The 17,889-nt window shown below is 38.2% G+C and carries 18 protein-coding genes; 13 read left to right on the top strand and 5 right to left on the bottom strand.

The genetic code is table 11. The features are described from left to right. The first annotated feature begins 123 nt into the window (after nucleotides 1–123). The 5 genes from VJ09_RS09355 to VJ09_RS09340 all read left to right on the top strand — a co-directional run bounded on the left by VJ09_RS09355 (nucleotide 124) and on the right by VJ09_RS09340 (nucleotide 4,852). Entirely contained in the window at nucleotides 124–1,056 is a 933-nt protein-coding gene (locus VJ09_RS09355; protein ID WP_044641218.1) for a daunorubicin resistance protein DrrA family ABC transporter ATP-binding protein, read from the top strand. A gap of 14 nt (nucleotides 1,057–1,070) precedes the next feature. Further along, nucleotides 1,071–2,330: an ABC transporter permease gene (locus VJ09_RS09350; protein ID WP_044641217.1), complete on the top strand. Its 1,260-nt coding sequence runs from the start codon at nucleotides 1,071–1,073 to the stop codon at nucleotides 2,328–2,330. Continuing rightward, nucleotides 2,330–3,430 carry an ABC transporter permease gene (locus VJ09_RS09345; protein ID WP_044641216.1) on the top strand — a complete coding sequence of 367 codons (1,101 nt, stop codon included), beginning with the start codon at nucleotides 2,330–2,332 and terminating at the stop codon, nucleotides 3,428–3,430. The genes VJ09_RS09350 and VJ09_RS09345 overlap by 1 nt, the downstream gene beginning before the upstream one ends. 117 nt (nucleotides 3,431–3,547) lie before the next feature. After that, a complete protein-coding gene (locus tag VJ09_RS19050; RefSeq protein ID WP_082050468.1) occupies nucleotides 3,548–3,877 on the top strand; it encodes a helix-turn-helix domain-containing protein in 330 nt (109 codons plus the stop codon). A gap of 444 nt (nucleotides 3,878–4,321) precedes the next feature. Further along, nucleotides 4,322–4,852 (top strand): hypothetical protein, encoded by a 531-nt coding sequence (locus tag VJ09_RS09340; protein ID WP_044641215.1) that lies wholly within the window; start codon nucleotides 4,322–4,324, stop codon nucleotides 4,850–4,852. Between the two features lie 290 nt (nucleotides 4,853–5,142). Here the strand turns inward: VJ09_RS09340 and VJ09_RS09335 are convergent, their stop codons facing one another. The 3 genes from VJ09_RS09335 to VJ09_RS09325 form a co-directional block, all read right to left on the bottom strand. Further along, nucleotides 5,143–5,895 carry an ABC transporter permease gene (locus VJ09_RS09335; protein ID WP_044641214.1) on the bottom strand — a complete coding sequence of 251 codons (753 nt, stop codon included), beginning with the start codon at nucleotides 5,893–5,895 and terminating at the stop codon, nucleotides 5,143–5,145. Next, complete coding sequence (locus tag VJ09_RS09330; RefSeq protein WP_044641213.1) at nucleotides 5,892–6,623, bottom strand: ABC transporter ATP-binding protein; 732 nt, start codon at nucleotides 6,621–6,623, stop codon at nucleotides 5,892–5,894. Before VJ09_RS09330 ends, VJ09_RS09335 begins: the two co-directional genes overlap by 4 nt. Nucleotides 6,624–6,865: 242 nt before the next feature. Continuing rightward, nucleotides 6,866–7,795 (bottom strand): nucleoside hydrolase, encoded by a 930-nt coding sequence (locus VJ09_RS09325; RefSeq protein ID WP_044641212.1) that lies wholly within the window; start codon nucleotides 7,793–7,795, stop codon nucleotides 6,866–6,868. 203 nt (nucleotides 7,796–7,998) lie between these two features. Here VJ09_RS09325 and VJ09_RS09320 point away from each other — a divergent pair, with 203 nt between their 5' ends. The 3 genes from VJ09_RS09320 to VJ09_RS09310 are packed head-to-tail and all read left to right on the top strand — an operon-like array spanning nucleotide 7,999 to nucleotide 10,894. Further along, a complete protein-coding gene (locus VJ09_RS09320) occupies nucleotides 7,999–9,144 on the top strand; it encodes a DUF418 domain-containing protein (protein WP_044641211.1) in 1,146 nt (381 codons plus the stop codon). A 23-nt stretch (nucleotides 9,145–9,167) separates the two neighbouring features. Further along, entirely contained in the window at nucleotides 9,168–10,292 is a 1,125-nt protein-coding gene (locus VJ09_RS09315; protein ID WP_044641210.1) for a sensor histidine kinase, read from the top strand. Continuing rightward, a complete protein-coding gene (locus VJ09_RS09310; RefSeq protein ID WP_044641209.1) occupies nucleotides 10,289–10,894 on the top strand; it encodes a response regulator transcription factor in 606 nt (201 codons plus the stop codon). Before VJ09_RS09315 ends, VJ09_RS09310 begins: the two co-directional genes overlap by 4 nt. Before the next feature lie 91 nt (nucleotides 10,895–10,985). Here VJ09_RS09310 and VJ09_RS09305 read toward each other — a convergent pair whose 3' ends face one another. Then, nucleotides 10,986–12,554, bottom strand: coding sequence for a Vga family ABC-F type ribosomal protection protein (locus VJ09_RS09305; protein ID WP_044641736.1), 1,569 nt, complete (start codon nucleotides 12,552–12,554; stop codon nucleotides 10,986–10,988). Between the two features lie 364 nt (nucleotides 12,555–12,918). Here VJ09_RS09305 and VJ09_RS09300 point away from each other — a divergent pair, with 364 nt between their 5' ends. The 5 genes from VJ09_RS09300 to VJ09_RS09280 all read left to right on the top strand — a co-directional run bounded on the left by VJ09_RS09300 (nucleotide 12,919) and on the right by VJ09_RS09280 (nucleotide 17,119). Next, nucleotides 12,919–13,638 (top strand): response regulator transcription factor, encoded by a 720-nt coding sequence (locus VJ09_RS09300; protein ID WP_044641208.1) that lies wholly within the window; start codon nucleotides 12,919–12,921, stop codon nucleotides 13,636–13,638. After that, nucleotides 13,631–14,653 (top strand): sensor histidine kinase, encoded by a 1,023-nt coding sequence (locus VJ09_RS09295; protein ID WP_044641207.1) that lies wholly within the window; start codon nucleotides 13,631–13,633, stop codon nucleotides 14,651–14,653. The genes VJ09_RS09300 and VJ09_RS09295 overlap by 8 nt, the downstream gene beginning before the upstream one ends. Before the next feature lie 84 nt (nucleotides 14,654–14,737). Further along, nucleotides 14,738–15,658 carry an ABC transporter ATP-binding protein gene (locus tag VJ09_RS09290; protein WP_044641206.1) on the top strand — a complete coding sequence of 307 codons (921 nt, stop codon included), beginning with the start codon at nucleotides 14,738–14,740 and terminating at the stop codon, nucleotides 15,656–15,658. Then, on the top strand, nucleotides 15,651–16,382 hold the full coding sequence (locus VJ09_RS09285) for an ABC transporter permease (RefSeq protein WP_044641205.1): 732 nt from the start codon (nucleotides 15,651–15,653) through the stop codon (nucleotides 16,380–16,382). Before VJ09_RS09290 ends, VJ09_RS09285 begins: the two co-directional genes overlap by 8 nt. Before the next feature lie 137 nt (nucleotides 16,383–16,519). Further along, complete coding sequence (locus tag VJ09_RS09280; protein ID WP_044641204.1) at nucleotides 16,520–17,119, top strand: undecaprenyl-diphosphatase; 600 nt, start codon at nucleotides 16,520–16,522, stop codon at nucleotides 17,117–17,119. 45 nt (nucleotides 17,120–17,164) lie between these two features. Here VJ09_RS09280 and VJ09_RS09275 read toward each other — a convergent pair whose 3' ends face one another. Next, entirely contained in the window at nucleotides 17,165–17,872 is a 708-nt protein-coding gene (locus tag VJ09_RS09275; RefSeq protein WP_044641203.1) for a DUF1266 domain-containing protein, read from the bottom strand. Nucleotides 17,873–17,889 lie beyond the last annotated feature (17 nt).

Genomic DNA, 17,889 nt, shown 5'->3' with positions numbered 1-17,889 from the left:
CCGAGTTTGGGATCCTCGCCTGTAACGGGCTGGTGGAGCGGCCTGTCTTACTTCTTCGTAAGATATAACTTGTATGGAAGGCAAAAATCAAGCTCTGGGTTAAACAAAAAGGAGTGTGGACATATGCTTGAAACGATAAAACTTAGTAAAACGTATAAAGAGAAAAAAGCAGTTGATGAGATTGACATTTATTTAGATGAAGGGGAATCGGTTGGTTTGCTTGGCCCAAATGGAGCCGGGAAATCAACAACCATTTCTATGATCTCTTCTTTGTTACGACCTACATCTGGTGATGTAAAGCTATATGGAAAAAGTATCGTGAAAAATCCAGCTGAAATCAGAAAAGTCTTGGGTGTTGTTCCACAAGAAATCGCTTTATATGAGGAACTCTCCGCATATGAAAATCTAACATTTTTCGGTGAAATCTATAAAGTGAACAAGAGCATGCTAGAGAACCGGATTCAAGAAGTACTAGAAATGGTGGGATTAAGAGATCGACAAAAAGAGTTGATCAAAACATTCTCAGGTGGGATGAAACGAAGAGTTAATATTGCGGCTGCATTGCTCCATCATCCAAAAATCTTGATACTGGATGAACCTACAGTAGGTATTGATCCACAATCGAGAAATCATATTTTGGAGACAGTTCGTAAACTAAATGATAAACAAGGAACAACTGTTCTTTATACAAGCCATTATATGGAGGAAGTAGAGCAATTATGCGATCGTGTCTACATCATGGATCATGGCAAAGTTGTAGCATCAGGCAGTAAGTCCGAGTTATTAAGTATTTTATCAAGTGAAGATACCGTACAAGTGCAACTTAACAAAACAAGTGATGGACTAATCAAAACAATCAAATCAATAGATTATGTACGTCATGTTGATGAAACAAGTGCTGGGATTCGAATCATTTCGAAGAAGGGGAGTCACATCCTTAGTGACTTAGTACATGCTACAGAAAAAGAGGGCATTCAGATAACACACTTTCAAGTGGAAATCCCAAGTCTGGAAGATGTGTTCCTACATTTGACAGGAAAAACGTTACGGGACTAGGGGAGAGATAGAAAATGGGCTCCTTTTTGAAAAAAGACTTGTTAGTGTTTTGGAGAAGTCGAAACGATATGGTAAAGGCTCTGTTACTTCCCATCGTCTTGATCGTTGTCTTAGACTTTGGCTTTTCTGGTCTATTCGATAAAGATGCAGAGTCGGTAAAGATAGATGTGGCGATTGTGCAGGAAGATGATGAAACCATCGGGGTGGAACAGTTTCAAAAGAAGGTGCAAGAAATGGATCTACCTCCCGGCGGAAGAGAAACAATATTGGAACAAGCTGTATCTCTCTCCCCAAGCAGACTGATCCATGATTTTTTTCATGATCCCAAATTTAAAGATTGGGTTACCGTGCAGGAATTACGAGATAAGGAAGCCACAAAATTAGTGGAGAGTGGGGAGCTAGATGCACTTATTACCATACCAAAAGGGTTCACGTATGATGTTCTATCTAGGGTGTTGCTAAGGGATCCATCAGAAGCTACTTTAATCATTCGTGCAAAAGAGCAATCAATGGAGGTAGATACTCTTCAAGACATCGTAACTAATTTCACCAATACGCTTAATTTTCAGTTGGCACTTGGTAACAAAGCATCGACTGGAATGACAGAGATAGAGATGCCACAAGGGGGGAAAGAAATGGTGAAAGGGATGGAGACTTTTACCATTTCCCAGTATTTTACGATCGCAATGAGTACCCTTTTCGCTTTATTTATTTCACAGACCGTGGCGATGAAAACAGTTACCGAGAAGAGAGAACGTGTTTTTAATCGGATTTTACTGACAAATAGCAATCCTCTAGGATATTTAATGGGAAAAACACTCTCTACGTTTTGTCTTACTTGGTTACAAATGATGATTACATTTACTGTTACTCAATTGTTGCTAGATGTGTTCCCTGGCAAGTCATTGGATTTTTGGTTTGGATTCATACTTGTAGTCACTGCTTTTGCTTTCAGTGTTGCTGGGTTATCTGCATTATTTACGACAATCACCTTAAGACTGCATGACGTAAACGCAGCGAATGGACTTTTCACCCTTATTATTATGTTGTTGGCAGTTCTTGGAGGAAGTTTTTTTCCGAGTCAAGCCCTCCCAGATTGGTTTCAAAAAATAGGAGAATGGACTTCGAATGGACTAACTCAGGCGGTATTAATCAAGTGGATTCAGTTCGAAAATCTGCAAGATCTACTGTTCCCTGTGATTATTCTGATCGTATTTTGTATGGTCAGTCTTGTGGTTTCGATGGCCGTCTTTCCTAGAAGGGGGAGGATCTAATGTATTCCGTATTTATGGCGCAATGGAGGAAAGATAAACGAAATCCACTAACGATTATTTTATTTATCGTTCTTAGCATTTTAGCAACGATTATATTTGGTGATACTGCGAAGCTAACACAAACTTCTGTTGCGATCTTTAGTAATGAGCCTAACGGTAAAGAAATAGAAAAAAAATGGGCAACTTTGTTAAATAACAGCGATGAGATGGAGTTTGTCATTACGGAAGAAGAGAAAGCTCGTGAAGCGGTTGTCGAAGGAAGAAGAGATGTAGCCATTCAATTGATGGAAAAGGATTATCGTTTGATTACATCTTCCGATATGCCAACCATCCAACTTGTCGAACAGCATGTTCATAAGGTGTTTATAAAGGAAGCACAGCTGGAAGCAGTGGTGGGGACAAAGAATACGGATAAACTAAGAAATAAAGTAAAGAGTTATCTGGAAAATCCACCGTTAAAGGTTCAAACTCAGTCACTCAGTGGTGGAGAAATCGCGAAACATAATATGGGTATGCAATTATTGTTTGCTTTCACCCTTTTCTCCGCCATGTTTACCATTGGGTTTAAAGTCAATGGAATCACTGCCGATAAGGCGAGTGGTATATGGAATCGATTGATCCTCTCCCCAGTAAGTAAGACAGCTATGTATACAGGTCATCTACTATATAGTTTTTGTATTGGTTTTTTGCAAATGTTGATTGTGTTATGGATCTTTCAGTATGGATTCGATTATGAATTAGGAAACTTTCAGATGATACTGGTCATTGCTGCTGTGTATACACTGAGTATGGTTAGCTTGGCAATGTTATTTACCAGTTTTGTTCGAACACCAGAACAGTTTAATGGGATTTATACTTCGGTTATTCCGATCATTCCGGTCATAAGTGGGGTTTATATGCCACCAGGTACGCTGGATAACCCGATCCTTAGATTTATTTCCGATCTATTTCCGTTGACTCATGCGGTAGATGCTATGATGGATATTTCTCTATTTGATGCAAGTTGGAATGACATTGCTTTACCAGCTTCGATCATGCTATTGATTGGAGTGGTGTGTATGGGGATCGGAGTCAATTTGGCAGAGCGAGGAAAGAGATAAATTGAGTTTGAAGATAATGTAAATGAAAATATATCCGGTTCTTGGTGAGTATAAGGATAAGGTTTTTATCTATTATAGTTGAGAATACTCCCACTCTAAGCGTAGCGAAAGTGGGAGATGAATCTGAGTCGGACGAGGGAGGGTTTCTACCCTCTCGCAAGTCCGACCTATTTTGGTGTATTTTCCTTCATAAATTTCTTGATCCTCCCGATCGTCATGGACATTATTCTGAAAGGTTGTAGAATATTTTCAACTGCGCATAAGGTCTTTCAGTTTCGGATCTACCCTACTAAGGAACAAGTACGATTCATCCATCAATTGATCGGTTGTAGTTGCTTTGTTTTTAACTATTTCTTAGCCAAATGGCAAGAAGCCTATCGAAAAACAAAAAAAGGACTCACCTATCCTACTTGTTCTCGTTTGTTGACGCCATCGCCAATTAGGTAGCTTCTTTAAATTCATAAGCAAAGTAGCATTGCTTGCGTTTAAATTCTACTTTCCTCATCATTTGGTATAATGAAAATGAGGAAATGTTTGAAATTTTTAACGCTGTGTTAGATACAAGTAATAAAAGTGAGCATGAGACAACGAAAGCCTATGTTGAATTTGTCAAAAATGTTTAGTTGATGAGCTAGAGCATTTAAGTTTGATAAAAGTACAAAGGAATCAAATAAATTTTATCAATATATACAGATGTTACTTCTTATCCGGTGTTTAACATTACGAGTGATAATATAACTGGACTTACAATTACAGTAAATGATACTTGGGGGAATCGGGTAACAGTAAAAGTTTTCAGTAGAGAAGAATCACTTTAAAGTAGTCATGCATGTATGTTCGTTTATATGATCATTTCGAGTTGGATCACGAGATGTTTCAGGGGGAATTTGAATGATGAAAGTTAATTCAAAAATTATACTTTTGATTTGTATATTCTTAATTCCATTATACTTAATTGGATGTACAAAGAATGAGGAATCAAGTGGGGAAACAAAGATTTTGGAAATTGACAATACAGAAGAGTCCTTTGGTAAAAAGGATGAAGAAGTGGTGACTGTTAGAAAGCATTATATGATTCTAAATCCACCGAAAGATTTAATACAACTGAAAGAATTAGTTGAAAAATATAGTAAGGATCATCCAGTTGAAGGCGAAATGAAAGTAATAGAAGGAAAAAATAGGATTTTTTATATGTACTTCTATAGGGAAAGTGAGGATTTACCAAGAGATTGGCAGCCTGATGAAAGTTACATGAATACAGATCGGATAGAACATCATAAGAATGATCTGATTGCAGCTATCATTTGGTCAGATGCTGAGCCACAAAAAAAATACTATGTTTATGAAAAAAGTAAGGAAGGAAAGGTAATTGAGAAGATAATTAAGAAGATGCATTTTATTGAGGATCAGGTTGTTGAGTAATACACGATCCATACCCTAAAATATAAAACAGATATGCAGTAGGTTACATTCTATATCGTGATGGCCGACAGATGTAAATTGTAACTTTATCAAGGTGACTAAAACAAATTCGGAATCTGGTTGATGATTATTCGAATGTTAAAAATCAAAATAAATAGTGATTTGGTTCTTAAACACCAAATCACTATTTATATAATTCTTAAAAAAAGCCTGTCGACCTATTAAGATAATAAACTTTGTCGACAAGCTGTGAGAGAGTCCATTATGAGACTCTCTCTTTGTGTCGGATCTTATTTCAACTTCAACATCTGCATACGCTGATTAAACAAGGTCGGATACGATAAAAATCCGAGCATGATGCTGGTGACAGCGGCGGTGGTTAACAATAGGAACATAATGAGCAATTGGAATTGTACCGCCTGAATAGGATCAGCGCCTGCGATAATTTGACCACTCATCATTCCAGGCAATTGAACGAGTCCTACTGTTTTCTGGCTTTCAATGGTAGGAATCATGCTCGCTTTGATTGCGTTTTGTAATTGTGTATGAACAGCCTGTTTTGGTGTTCCGCCAAGCGATAGGATTAGTTCCGTTTCATCTTGGTGCGCTTCTACTTCTGCTTGGAATCGATTGAGGAACAAAATGGAGAGTACCATCGAGTTACCAACGATCATACCACTAATGGAGATAATGTATTGTGCTTCTGGTGGTGTGATGTGAAAACCAAGCAAAATACTTTGGGTAAGTACCTCCACAAACGTTAATGTAATCGCTACTTTCCACGTGATTCCTTGAATGCTTGTCCCTTTTTTACGGACATTTAATGTAGCAACGATAATCATGAGTGCTACGATTAAAAAGATATAAATTAGGCTTTCAGAATCAAACACAAATTTTAAAACATATCCAATACCGAGCAATTGTATAATCGAACGCACGGTAGCGATGATCGTATCCTTTTCAAGTCCTAATTTAAGTGTCTTAGATAGAAGCAGTGGGATGAGAACAAAAATAAGAGTGAGAGATAAGGTGAGATAGCTCATTTTTCTTCCCCCTTCACAAACTGAACTACTTTTTCATTTTTAGGAGAATGTAGTAAGCTGATTTCCCCAGTCTCGATCACTTCCCCATCCATCATGACCCAAGTGTAGTGTCCAATTTTGAATGCTTGTTGTAGATTATGAGTGATCCAAATAATAGTGGTACCGTATTTTTGGTTTATTTTTGCAATGAGTTCTTCGATGTCTTGTTTCGAAACGGGATCGAGGGAAGAAGTAATTTCATCCAATAATAATATTGCTGGACGATTCACCAGAGTACGTGCAATAGACACCTTTTGACGCTGTCCACCTGACAAATCTTTTATATTGCGATGCAAAAAGGTAGCATCCAAACCTACATCGTATAATAAATCTACTGCATCCTCTTCTGATAACTGCTTTCCTTGAAGTTCTAACGGCAATGCAAGATTTTTCATTACACTACCACTGATCGTGGGGGCGCTTTGCAGTGCAATACCAACACGACGGCGCAATTCTACTGGATCATAGCTACTAATGATCTTATTTGTTATATAAATCTCTCCCGAATCAGGAGAGATCAGACCATTGCAAAGTTTGAACAGTGTTGTTTTCCCGGCTCCAGAGGGCCCGACTAACGTTGTGACTTTGCCTTCGGGAAACGATCCAGTAATATTTTTTAGGATATGCATATTATCAGGGGCGTAGTGTACCTGATGAAAAGAGATAGCTGATTTATCGTTTGTTGTCATTATTCTACATCCTTTGGGACAAGCTGTAGTCCCGAACTCTAGATCATCAGCTCGTCATATTATATGATCTTAATGAACTTATTTATAATAATTATTATATAGTAATTATATTAAATAGACAAATGTGATGGAATGGGAAGTTTTGTTCTCGATCCTTCCCAACGGGGGGTAGAACAAATAAAATGCACTGGGAATATGTTCTCAGTGCATTTTATTTGTTCTTGTTATGTTTAAGAGAATTTCTAACCTGATAGTGTTGTCATGAACTCGATATAAAACTTATGGTAGTCAAAGTCAAAAGCGATTTTATGTATTTTGGCATTTTGGGGAAATGGAATATAGGGACGGATGTCTACAATACTTTGCCCTCTAGCTACTCCCTCTGTTTGCACGATCTGAACAGGGAGGTGCTGATAAGAGAATATATCGTTGTTTACTGCCATCAATGTGATAGCGTCATGAACAGGACTTCCATGAATAGAAGGATTTCTATTTTTATAAAATCGATAATAATGATCCAACATTGGTTTGATAATAGGTGCTTTCCCTTTGGAATGGATATAATCTACCATCTCAGGAGTAACGATTGCACGATTAGTAACATTTAACGGAATGATGGTGAGATTGTTAGCAAACTCTAATACAATTTTTACGGCGATGGGATCTGCATGGAAGTTAGCTTCTGAAACAGCAGTTACATTTCCTGGAACCCAAAAGGCACCCCCCATCACGTAATAGGATTTTACCGATTTCATTAACTCTGCAAATAAAATAAACATAGTAGCCAAGGATGTTAGTCGACCTGTATTCACAATGATCAATTCATTTTGGTAGGTTTCGATGATATTGGCGATTTCAAAAAAGTTTTCGATCTCGCCTATAGAATTTCCTGGATTGATCGGACCTAACCCATATTTTCCATGTATATCTGGATAAAAAACAGGAGCTTCTCCAGTTAATGGTCGTATTGCTCCTCCAATCACTCTAATGTTGGTAGATGGATTGACTTGATTGATCAAGTAGTAGACATTCTCAATTGTTTGCTCCCTTGGAACGTTCCCATAGTCTGCGACAATACCAACAATCTCGAGTTCTTCTTTTAGATAAGCATAGATTAGAGCAACCGTATCATCTATTCCTACGTCACCAAAAAATAGTATTTTTTTGCTCACTTTTTGCTCCTCCTGATTTTCGATCTAGGTTAAACATATGCATTCAATTCAAAAATAGTTTTGAAAATCTCATATGTTATGAGAAGCATCCTAAACTTAATGACACCTGTCATATGGAGGAACTGATAGTTGTGAATATTGTCTTGCTCACTTGAAAGATAAACTGAAGGAAACAATCAGTTTTTCGAAGTGAGGGAAAGGCGATGCAAAAAACGAATGAACGAATTCCGCTGCTCGATATTTTAAGAGGGTTTGCTATATTAGGAACACTGGGGACAAATATTTGGATTTTTGCCCACTTAGGGGACATTTCGTATCTGTTTACGATAGATCATGCAATATGGTGGGAGTCTGTCCAAGATTTTCTTAGGTTAGTTGTTCTGTTTTTGGTTAATGGAAAGCTTTTAGGCTTATTGACTATGATGTTTGGAGTAGGGTTAGAACTGAAGTATCAACAGTCTTTACGCAAAGGAACTGCTTGGCCTGGGGTCTACTTATGGACATCTCTATTCTTGTTGATGGAAGGTTTGATTCATTTCACGCTTGTGATGGAATACGACATTTTGATGAGTTACGCTGTTACTGCCATCATTGTTTCGTTTATTATCAAAGGCGGTGACAAGCTGATCAAGCGAGCGATGATAATAACGGGAACTTTTCATGCGGTTGTCATGTTGTATATTCTAGGAGTCAGTATTTATTTTGGATCTGGCGTAATGTTACTAGGTGATATGGATTACACGGTTTCTCTGTATCAAAATGGGACTTGGATCGAGCAAATACAAGCGAGACTGGAGAACTTTCTGCCACTGCGTAGTGAAGCGATTTTCGTTATTCCGATGAATATTTTTTTATTCTTAGCTGGTATACGACTAATGCGTTCGGGTTCTTTTTCATCAGACGAGACAGGGAAACGAATTCGAAATAAAATGTTATGGATTGGATTAGGCATTGGGATCCCATTAAACTTGCTCACTTTTGTTCCAGGAGGAGTCTTTGACTTCCCAGTTCGTTATCTTTTTGCACCTGTTTTATCAATTGGGTATATTGCTCTGATTGCGAAAATGGTAGAGATAAATGAGAGACTGTGGCTCTGGTCTCGCTTTGAAGACATAGGGAAAATGGCTCTTAGTTGCTATGTAACACAAAATATTTTGGCATCATTTATTTTTTATGGATGGGGATTAGGATTGGGAGGAAAAGTCAACTCCCTTATGACAATTGGAATTTGGCTTCTAATTAGTATCTTACAAATGATATTTGCTATGTTCTGGCTACGGAGATTTAAGTTTGGACCGATGGAATTTGCCCGCAGGTACTTTACAGGAATGATGATAGGTAAAAAATGAATCGTAGGCAGGAGGAGAGATCAGTGAAATATAAGTGGTATCCTGACGACCAAATAGAAAAATATCTAATAGTAGATTTAATTCTCACTGTATTATTAATCTATGGAGTGCTTACCGCCGATAACCCAATTGGGTTGGTCGGCAGTTTCCTTTTATTGGGCCTCTTTTTGTTTGCCTTCTATGTAAGTTTGTGGTTTCGAGATTGGAGAATGTTAGGATCTACGCTCCTTGGATGTGCTGTAATTTCTGTCTTTGTGATGTTTTATAATGAGAACCTTGTATATTTTGCTTTTATTTTCTCTGATTTACTCGGTCGTGTTCGTTCCAAAACCCATATGGTGATAGGAATGTTTGGATTTATTGTGATGTATGTAGGAACACATATGTACTTGAGGGGAGATTGGACCTCCTTTTTTGGAACTACTCACTTTCCTATACTGGTCCTACTTGTATTATTACCGATTGCGATTCATATGAAAGAACGATCTAAATTGTTACGACAAGAACTTGCCACCGCAAATGAAAAACTGGAAAAGTACATTCAAGAGGAAGAACGCCATCGTATTGCGCGAGACCTTCATGATACTCTCGGACAAACACTCACCATGATTACGTTGAAAAGTGAGTTGGCGATTCGGTTAATAGACAAAAATACCGAACAGGCCAAACGAGAAATGAATGAGGTGATGGGCACATCACGCTTTGCATTAAAACAAGTTCGTGAACTTGTGACATCGATGAAGTTTGTTTCGCTAGAGGAAGAGATGGAGCACACGGCTAAATTTTTAGATAGCTCAGGTATTCACTTGAGTTTAGGGAAGAGTTCATCCACACCCAAACTGTCCAAAGTCGCAGAGACGATGCTGGCTTTGTCTCTGCGTGAGGCAATTACCAATGTGATCAAACATAGTAAGGCACAACATTGTAGGATAACGAGCGAATATACAGATGATTGGTACTATATACACATTGAGGATGATGGGATCGGGTTTGAACAAGGTGGAATGGAGGGAAACGGACTGAACTCTATTCAAGAACGGATCCGTTTGCTAAAAGGACATACCAACATTGCTGCTTCCTCCAATGGTGGTGTGATGGTGACATTGAGTGTACCTGTAGATCAACAAGAAAGGATCGATTCTAAATGATTCGCATCGTCCTTGCAGAAGATCAAAAAATGCTACGAGGTGCAATGACCTCACTATTACAATTAGAAGAAGACCTAGAAGTTGTCGCACAAGTATCCGATGGAAAGGAAGCATTGGAAGCAGTTGAATTATACACACCTGATTTATGTATTTTAGATATTGAGATCCCGATTATGACAGGACTTGAAGTGGCAAAAAAGATTCGAGAAAAAAGTTTGTCTTGTAAGATTTTGATCGTCACTACGTTTGCCAGACCAGGATACTTGCAAAAAGCGATGGAAGCAAAAGTGGAAGGATACCTATTGAAAGATGAACCAATAGATTTTTTGATCGATGCAATTCGGAAGGTGACTAAAGGTCAGAAAGTGATCAGTACCGAGTTGGCCTCCGCGTTATTTATGAGAGAGGAGAATCCGTTAACAGAGCGAGAACAGGAAGTGTTACGTTTCGTTGCAGAAGGTAAAAATACAGCACAAATTGCAAAAAGTCTCTTTTTAACAAAAGGGACTGTACGAAATTACTTGTCAACCGCTATTCAAAAGATGGAAGTAGAATCAAGGCATCATGCTATTAAAATAGCACAAGAAAAAGGATGGATTTGACGAGATGTGCTATCAAAATAAAATAAAATGCACTGAGATCATCATTTCTCAGTGCATTTTTGTACCTGTCATTTGCAAAACACTATGCAAATCATTGGGACTTTAATTTTTGTTTCTCAGCTAGAAGTTTTTGAAACTCCCTTTCTAGCTCCGCAGATGGCTCGATACTTAACCGACTTAGCACGTCTGTTATTTTCGTTTCTAAGATGAGCCGTTGATCTTCTAACGAATCGCGGCTTTCTTGGGGAACATAATATTTGTATTCATCATAGGTCCCGTCAAATATTTCTATTTCCGCATTGTTTATTACTAAAATACGAGTGGCGATATTCTCGATAAATTGGCGGTCATGAGATACAAAAATGACGGTTCCTTCGTATTCTTGGAGAAGAGATTCTAGTGCTTCCACTGCATGAATATCTAGAAAGTTCGTTGGTTCGTCTAAAATGATCGTATTGATGTCGCTAACAAACAATTTAGCCAACGCCACTTTTACCCGTTCCCCACCACTTAATACTGCAACACTTTTATAGACGTCTTCTCTAAAAAAGTGTAGTCTTGCCAGTACTGTTCGGATCAATGTTTCATCCTGCTTGGAGGTGGAGCGTACATTATCTAAAATCGATTGGTCGACATCTAATATGTTTAGGTTTTGACTAAAATAGCCGATTTTCATCGATGGAGAGATCGTGATCGCGTCATCGTCGTGATGGATGATTTTTTTCACGAGAGTTGTTTTCCCACACCCGTTTGGTCCGATGATCGCTAGTTTATCTCCACCACGAATCGTAAAACTGGTTGCTTTCCACAAGGTACGTTGATCGATGATACCAGATACTTCGTTGACACGAAGTATGATCCTACCCTTAAACGATTCTTCATTTGGCAAATTCATTTTAATTGCAGGTATTTCTGTCGGTTTTTCTACTTTATCGAGTTTCTCTAATCTCGTTTCCATCGCTTTAGCCGTCTTTTGTAACTTCTTTTGCTTTTTCGCAAAATATGGCTTGGTATTTCTTGCCTCGGAAGAGCTTACTTTTTTGGATGCTTTGGTAGCTCGTTCTGCTTTTTGCTCCTTTAGTTTCAATGCGTCTTCCAGCTGCTTTTTCTTTTTCTCATACTTTTCATAAGCCATTTCATGCTGGTGATGTTCTAATTCTTTTTGTTCAACATAATCGGAGTAATTTCCCTTATACTCTTTCACTTGTCCGTCTTTGATTTCCCAGATCGAGGTGCATAGAGCATCTAAAAAGGCACGATCATGTGATACAAGGACAAACGCCCCTTGCCATCGCGTCAGTTTCTTCTCTAACCAATCGATGTGATCTTTATCCAAGTTTGTCGTTGGCTCATCTGCTAACAAAATATCTGGTTTTTTAGTGATTGCTTGGTTAATGTATTCTTGTGTTACTTCTCCACCGCTTTTGGTTGTATCCGTCTTTTTTAGCTGTGGCAAAAGCTCACATATTCCGTGTGTGATTACATTCCCTTTGTCAGGAGACTTCTTTCCAGCTAACACTTCTAGCAGGGTTGTTTTTCCGCTTCCATTTCTTCCGACTAAGCCGATTCGGTCGTTTTTCTGGATTTGTAGTCTTTCTATATCGGCTAATAAACGATCTTTTACATACAGCTTTACATTCGTAGCTTCCAATAACATCATATAATCATCCCCATTTTCATCATGTTCTGGAGACAAAAAAAGCCTCCTATCTGCATTCAGAATAGGAGGCATAGGTGAACATCAAAAGAGACTTCGCCCTTTTGATCCAACTATAGAAGCCTAATCCTATTCTGAAATCTCGATTAAAGACAGCGCTTAAAACAGCAGAAATAGTCATCTGTTAGAAGCTTAATTGCCTTCAATGGAGTTTTCGAAAAATAGGATTAGTACTTCATGTAATTGGGTCACCCTTCCGATTTTATTTAATGCAACAATAAATGATGAGATAATATATGTCAACCGTAAAATAAAGTTCCTTTTACCTTTGAGCCAAAATGAAATGATAGGAGGAGTAGGTGAAACCATGGACGAAATTCGAGTATTGATTGCAGAGGATGAAAAAGAGATACGAGATTTATTGAAAAAATATCTGGAAAGAGAATGGTATAAGGTAGATGTAGCAGTAGATGGAGAAGAAGCCCTTATGTTATTTGAGCAAAATCAATACAACCTTATCATTTTAGACCTTATGATGCCGAAAATAGATGGGATCGAGGTATGTAGACAACTTCGGAATAAAACCAATGTTCCGATCATGATGCTGACAGCAAAAGATCATGAGGTGGATAAAATATTAGGACTTACCATTGGGGCAGACGATTATATTACGAAACCATTTAGTATCCACGAAGTAGTTGCGAGAGTTAAGGCGCTTATGAGGAGGTTTTTCATACTAGGTAGTGATAGCAGCAATGATAGTTCGAATGAAACATCGTTGATCCAATTTAAAGGCTTAATGGTGGATTTAAAAAAATACATCGTGATGAAAGAGGGGGAAGAAATATCTTTAACCGGAAAAGAACTACAACTGTTAAAGTTTTTCGTCACCCATCCTGGACAAGTATTTACCAAGACACAACTATTTCGTAATGTTTGGGACAGTGACTACTTAGAAGATGACAATACTGTTATGGTACATATCCGTAAGCTTCGAATGAAAATCGAAACAGACCCTTCTAACCCCCAATATATTCAAACCGTATGGGGTATCGGATACAAGTTTGTAGGTGAAAAAGATGAATAATGACAGAAGTATCTTTCTGCTTCTCCTTCAAGTGATGATGATCATATTTCTTTTGATCCTAGAACCACAAGGAATTTGGAAATGGGCTCTATTTAGCTCGCTTTTGATTATTACAGGCATTCTTTTGCTTATGAGATTCCACTTTGATCATTATCTCAAGGGCATAGCTGAAGAGCTAAGAAGAGCGACGAATGGAAATAGCAAAACAAGGTTGTTTACGAAGGAAGATGGCGTATTTGCAGAAGTGATTTTTTCTATGAACGAATTGATAGAGAAACTAGAGAAAGTTCAAGTCCAGTCTATTAAATCCCAAGAAGCAAGAAAAAGGCTGCTATCTAGCATCTCACATGATATTCGAACTCCCCTTACCTCCATTATTGGATATGTGGATGCTTTACGAGATGATATAGCGCCTACAGAAGAAGAAAAGCAAGAGTATCTTGAGATTATTTCGAAAAAAGCAAGTTCCCTAAAGCAATTGATTGATGAAATATTTACGATGGCAAAGTTAGATGCAGATGAAATGCCACTAAAGGTAGAATTGCTGGACTTAGCAGAAATGGCAAGGGAAACAGTAATCGAGTTTTTACCTGAGATGGGAAAACAGGAGATGGAGTTCAAAGTTAACATTCCAGAAAAAAATTGCTATATCAATGCAGATCGTCTTAGTCTTCAACGGATTATCGGAAACTTAATGAAAAATGCTATTTATTATGGGAAGGAAGGAAAATTGCTAGGCATTCAGCTCATAGAAAGCGACCATGAATATCAACTATTCATTTGGGATCAAGGACCTGGAATTTCCTCTGTAGATCTTGGAAGTGTGTTCGATCGGATGTACCGAGGCGATGGATCAAGAACTTCTCGTGGAGGCAGCGGCTTGGGATTGTCCATTGCAAAAGCTCTGGTAGAAAAAAACGGGGGAAGAATCTGGGTGGAAAGTGTTCCATGGGAAAAGACTACTTTTGCATTTTCGATGCCTAAGCACAACCAATCCAAGGAAGGCGTTATTTAAGAATCATTTAAGAACTGGATAAGTAGCAGTTAAAACCACCTTTTTATGATGTAAGCAGAGCAGTTGAAAAGAGGGTGTCCCAAAATGAGTGCCGTAATAAAAACAACTAGTCTAACCAAGATATATGGAGATCAGAGGTCGGTAGATAACCTGAATATGACGGTGAATCAGGGAGAGATATATGGATTTCTAGGTCGAAATGGAGCAGGCAAAACAACGACGATCAGAATGTTATTGGGGCTAATCAAGCCCACTCTTGGACAAATCGAAATATTTGGGGAAGACCTTTTCCGAAACCGAAAAGCAATTTTACGGAGAATAGGTTCGATTGTCGAAGTGCCAGGTTTTTATGAAAATCTTACAGCGAGAGAAAATCTCCTGATTAACGCTAAGATTATGGGGGTTCATAAGAAAAGTGCGATAGAGGAAGCACTAGAGATTGTAGGACTACATGATGAAACAAAAAAACTAGTAGGGAAATATTCGTTAGGAATGAAGCAAAGATTAGGGATAGCTAGAGCCCTGCTTCATTATCCAGAACTACTAATACTGGATGAGCCCACTAATGGACTAGATCCAATCGGTATCAAGGAAATGCGCAGACTGATCAAATCTCTGGCAAACGAGCGAAATATTACGATATTCATATCAAGTCATATTTTATCCGAGATCGAACAGCTAGTAGACAAATTAGGGATTATTCATGAAGGAAATTTATTAGAAGAGGTCACATTTTCTGAACTTAGAAAACGGAATCGCAAATATTTGGAGTTCCAAGTATCAAATGAGAATAAAGCGGCCATGCTTCTGGAACGTCATTTTGACATTTCCGATTACGAAGTACATAGCGAGGGAACGATTCGTGTTTACTCTCATCTAGGTCAACAGGGGACGATCAATAAGACTTTTGTAAACCATGATATTGAAGTTAGCAAGATTGCGATGAGCGAAGATCGGCTAGAGGACTACTTTACCAAATTAATTGGAGGTGGTTCGATTGGTTAATCTCCTATATACAGAACTTTTAAAGCTAAAACGATCCTACATGTTCCTAATCAGTATCATTGGAGCAGCAGTAGCCCCTTTTATTGTGGTGATAGGATCCTATATTACGCAAGACGAAGTTGTAGAACCGGTCCTGTTTGATGAGCTTTTTTATCAAACGAATTTATACACGGTTTTAGTCATAGGAGTCCCATTATATGGAGTAGTCACAGCCTATCTATTTAATCGAGAATATGTAGAAGATACTTTGAAAAATTTACTAACTATCCCTGTATCACGTATGAAATTTCTTTTGAGCAAATGTATCCTGCTCTTCATGTGGATTATGGTATTAACTTTTGTTTCCTGGTCTCTCACTTTGATCTTCGGTTTACTAGCACAATTTGATGGACTTAGTAACTCTCTATTCATAGAATCTTTTCAAAAAGCAATGGTTGGCGGAGTACTTTGTTTTATTTTATCAAGTCCTGTCATTTGGATCACCCTTATAACGAAGAACTATGTACCGCCGATTATTCTAACAATCCTCGCTACGTTATTAAATGTTATGTCTGGTAATTCGGAACATCGAGGTTTGTTTCCATGGGCAGCGGCAGGGGATATAGCTAACAAGACTCTACTTGCGACCTATCCCCCAGAGTATTCGTATTTTGGTATTGCAGCTACATCCTTGGTTGGCTTCATTGCAACGATCGTCTACTTCCAAAAAGCAGATATACATTAGGGGATACTAGGAACATTATCAACTGAATGATGGAGACGGCTTATTCATGTTTAGAAAAATCTCTAGAGATGGAAAAGTCGTACTAGAAATAAAATAGACAAATTATTCTAAATATTATGAAATAAGAAGGGGTCAAAATGTCCATTCCTCAATTCAATATAGATGTCTTTCGCGCCATTAATGATTTGGGTAAAGAATTTTCGTCACTAAATCCAGTTGTGATCTTTGTAGCAGAATATACATTGTATTTGTTGGCTTTGAGCATTGTCGTATACTGGTTTACTTACCATAATGGAAATAGAGTAATGGTCATTCGTGGCGGAGTAGCCTTTATTCTGGCTGAAATAGCTGGGAAAATAGCTGGTCTTCTCCATTCTCATTATCAACCATTTGCCGTTTTATCAAATGTCAGTAAATTAGTTGAGCATGAGATAGATAATTCATTTCCAAGTGACCACACGATTCTGTTCTTTTCCTTTTGTTTCTCTTTTTGGCTTGCGAACAAAAAGAGTGGATGGCCTTGGCTTGTCTTGGCATTCTGTGTAGGGATCTCTCGTATTTGGGTAGGAGTACACTATCCTATTGATGTTGCAGTGGGAGCTCTTTTTGGTATGGTGGCTGCCTTATTGGTATATTGGATGGAGCCGAAGTTCTCTTTTACAAAACAACTAATTGCTCTTTACGATAGAGCAGAACAATATATGCTTCCTTCTAGTAAGAGATCTAGAAATTATTAAAGACGATCGAGTTTCTGTGATATTTTTTAGGGTCGGTTAGATATCCTAACCGACCCTTTTTTCGTCTATTCCCTTAAATAATGGATGGTTCCACTCTAATTTTAATAGTGGAGATTTAGGTGAATACAGCAAGATCGATATATAAGAAGCCACGTTTTTTCCTCCAGAAGAGTTGAAGTTTACTTCTGATTCATGAAATAACCTGCCTACTAGAAAAGCATTCAGATATTCGCTCCATGTAGAGTAGGATTGTTGTGCGAGCTGAGAGGCTTGAATCATCCGATCCCATGCTTCTCCTTTTGATAAGTAGCGAAGCGATCGACCGATGCGACATAAGTGAATTACCCAAGCTAAATCAAATGCAAAGATTCCAGCAGGAGGCAATGATTGTATTCCAGAGTTTACTTGATATAACTTTCCATAATGGGCTTCCTCTTTTGAAGACTCGATGTATTGAGTGCGAGCCGTTTCCGTAAGAGCTGTCATCTGATTGCGGTATTCTTTGAATTCTTGACGTACGCCTTGGTGGAGGAACCAATCAATCTGTTGTTTTAGTTCTGGACCGTTTGAGATACCCCACTTAGATAATGCGAGACTGAATAACCGTTTTCCGATCCAACGGTCTCGGATCAACGAAAATTCATGATTAGTAAAGTAATATGGTAGAGTATTACTTTCGATACAGGCTGCTGAAAGACAGCGGAAGTAAGATTCTAGCGTTTTCCGTTGTTTTCGACTGTAACGTTTGGTCATACTAGATACCTCACTTA

The sequence above is a fragment of the Risungbinella massiliensis genome, assembly GCF_000942395.1.
Taxonomy (GTDB): Bacteria; Bacillota; Bacilli; order Thermoactinomycetales; family Thermoactinomycetaceae; genus Risungbinella; species Risungbinella massiliensis.
The sequence above is the reverse complement of the archived record's forward strand: the minus strand, read 5'-3'. Positions and strand labels throughout refer to the sequence as shown.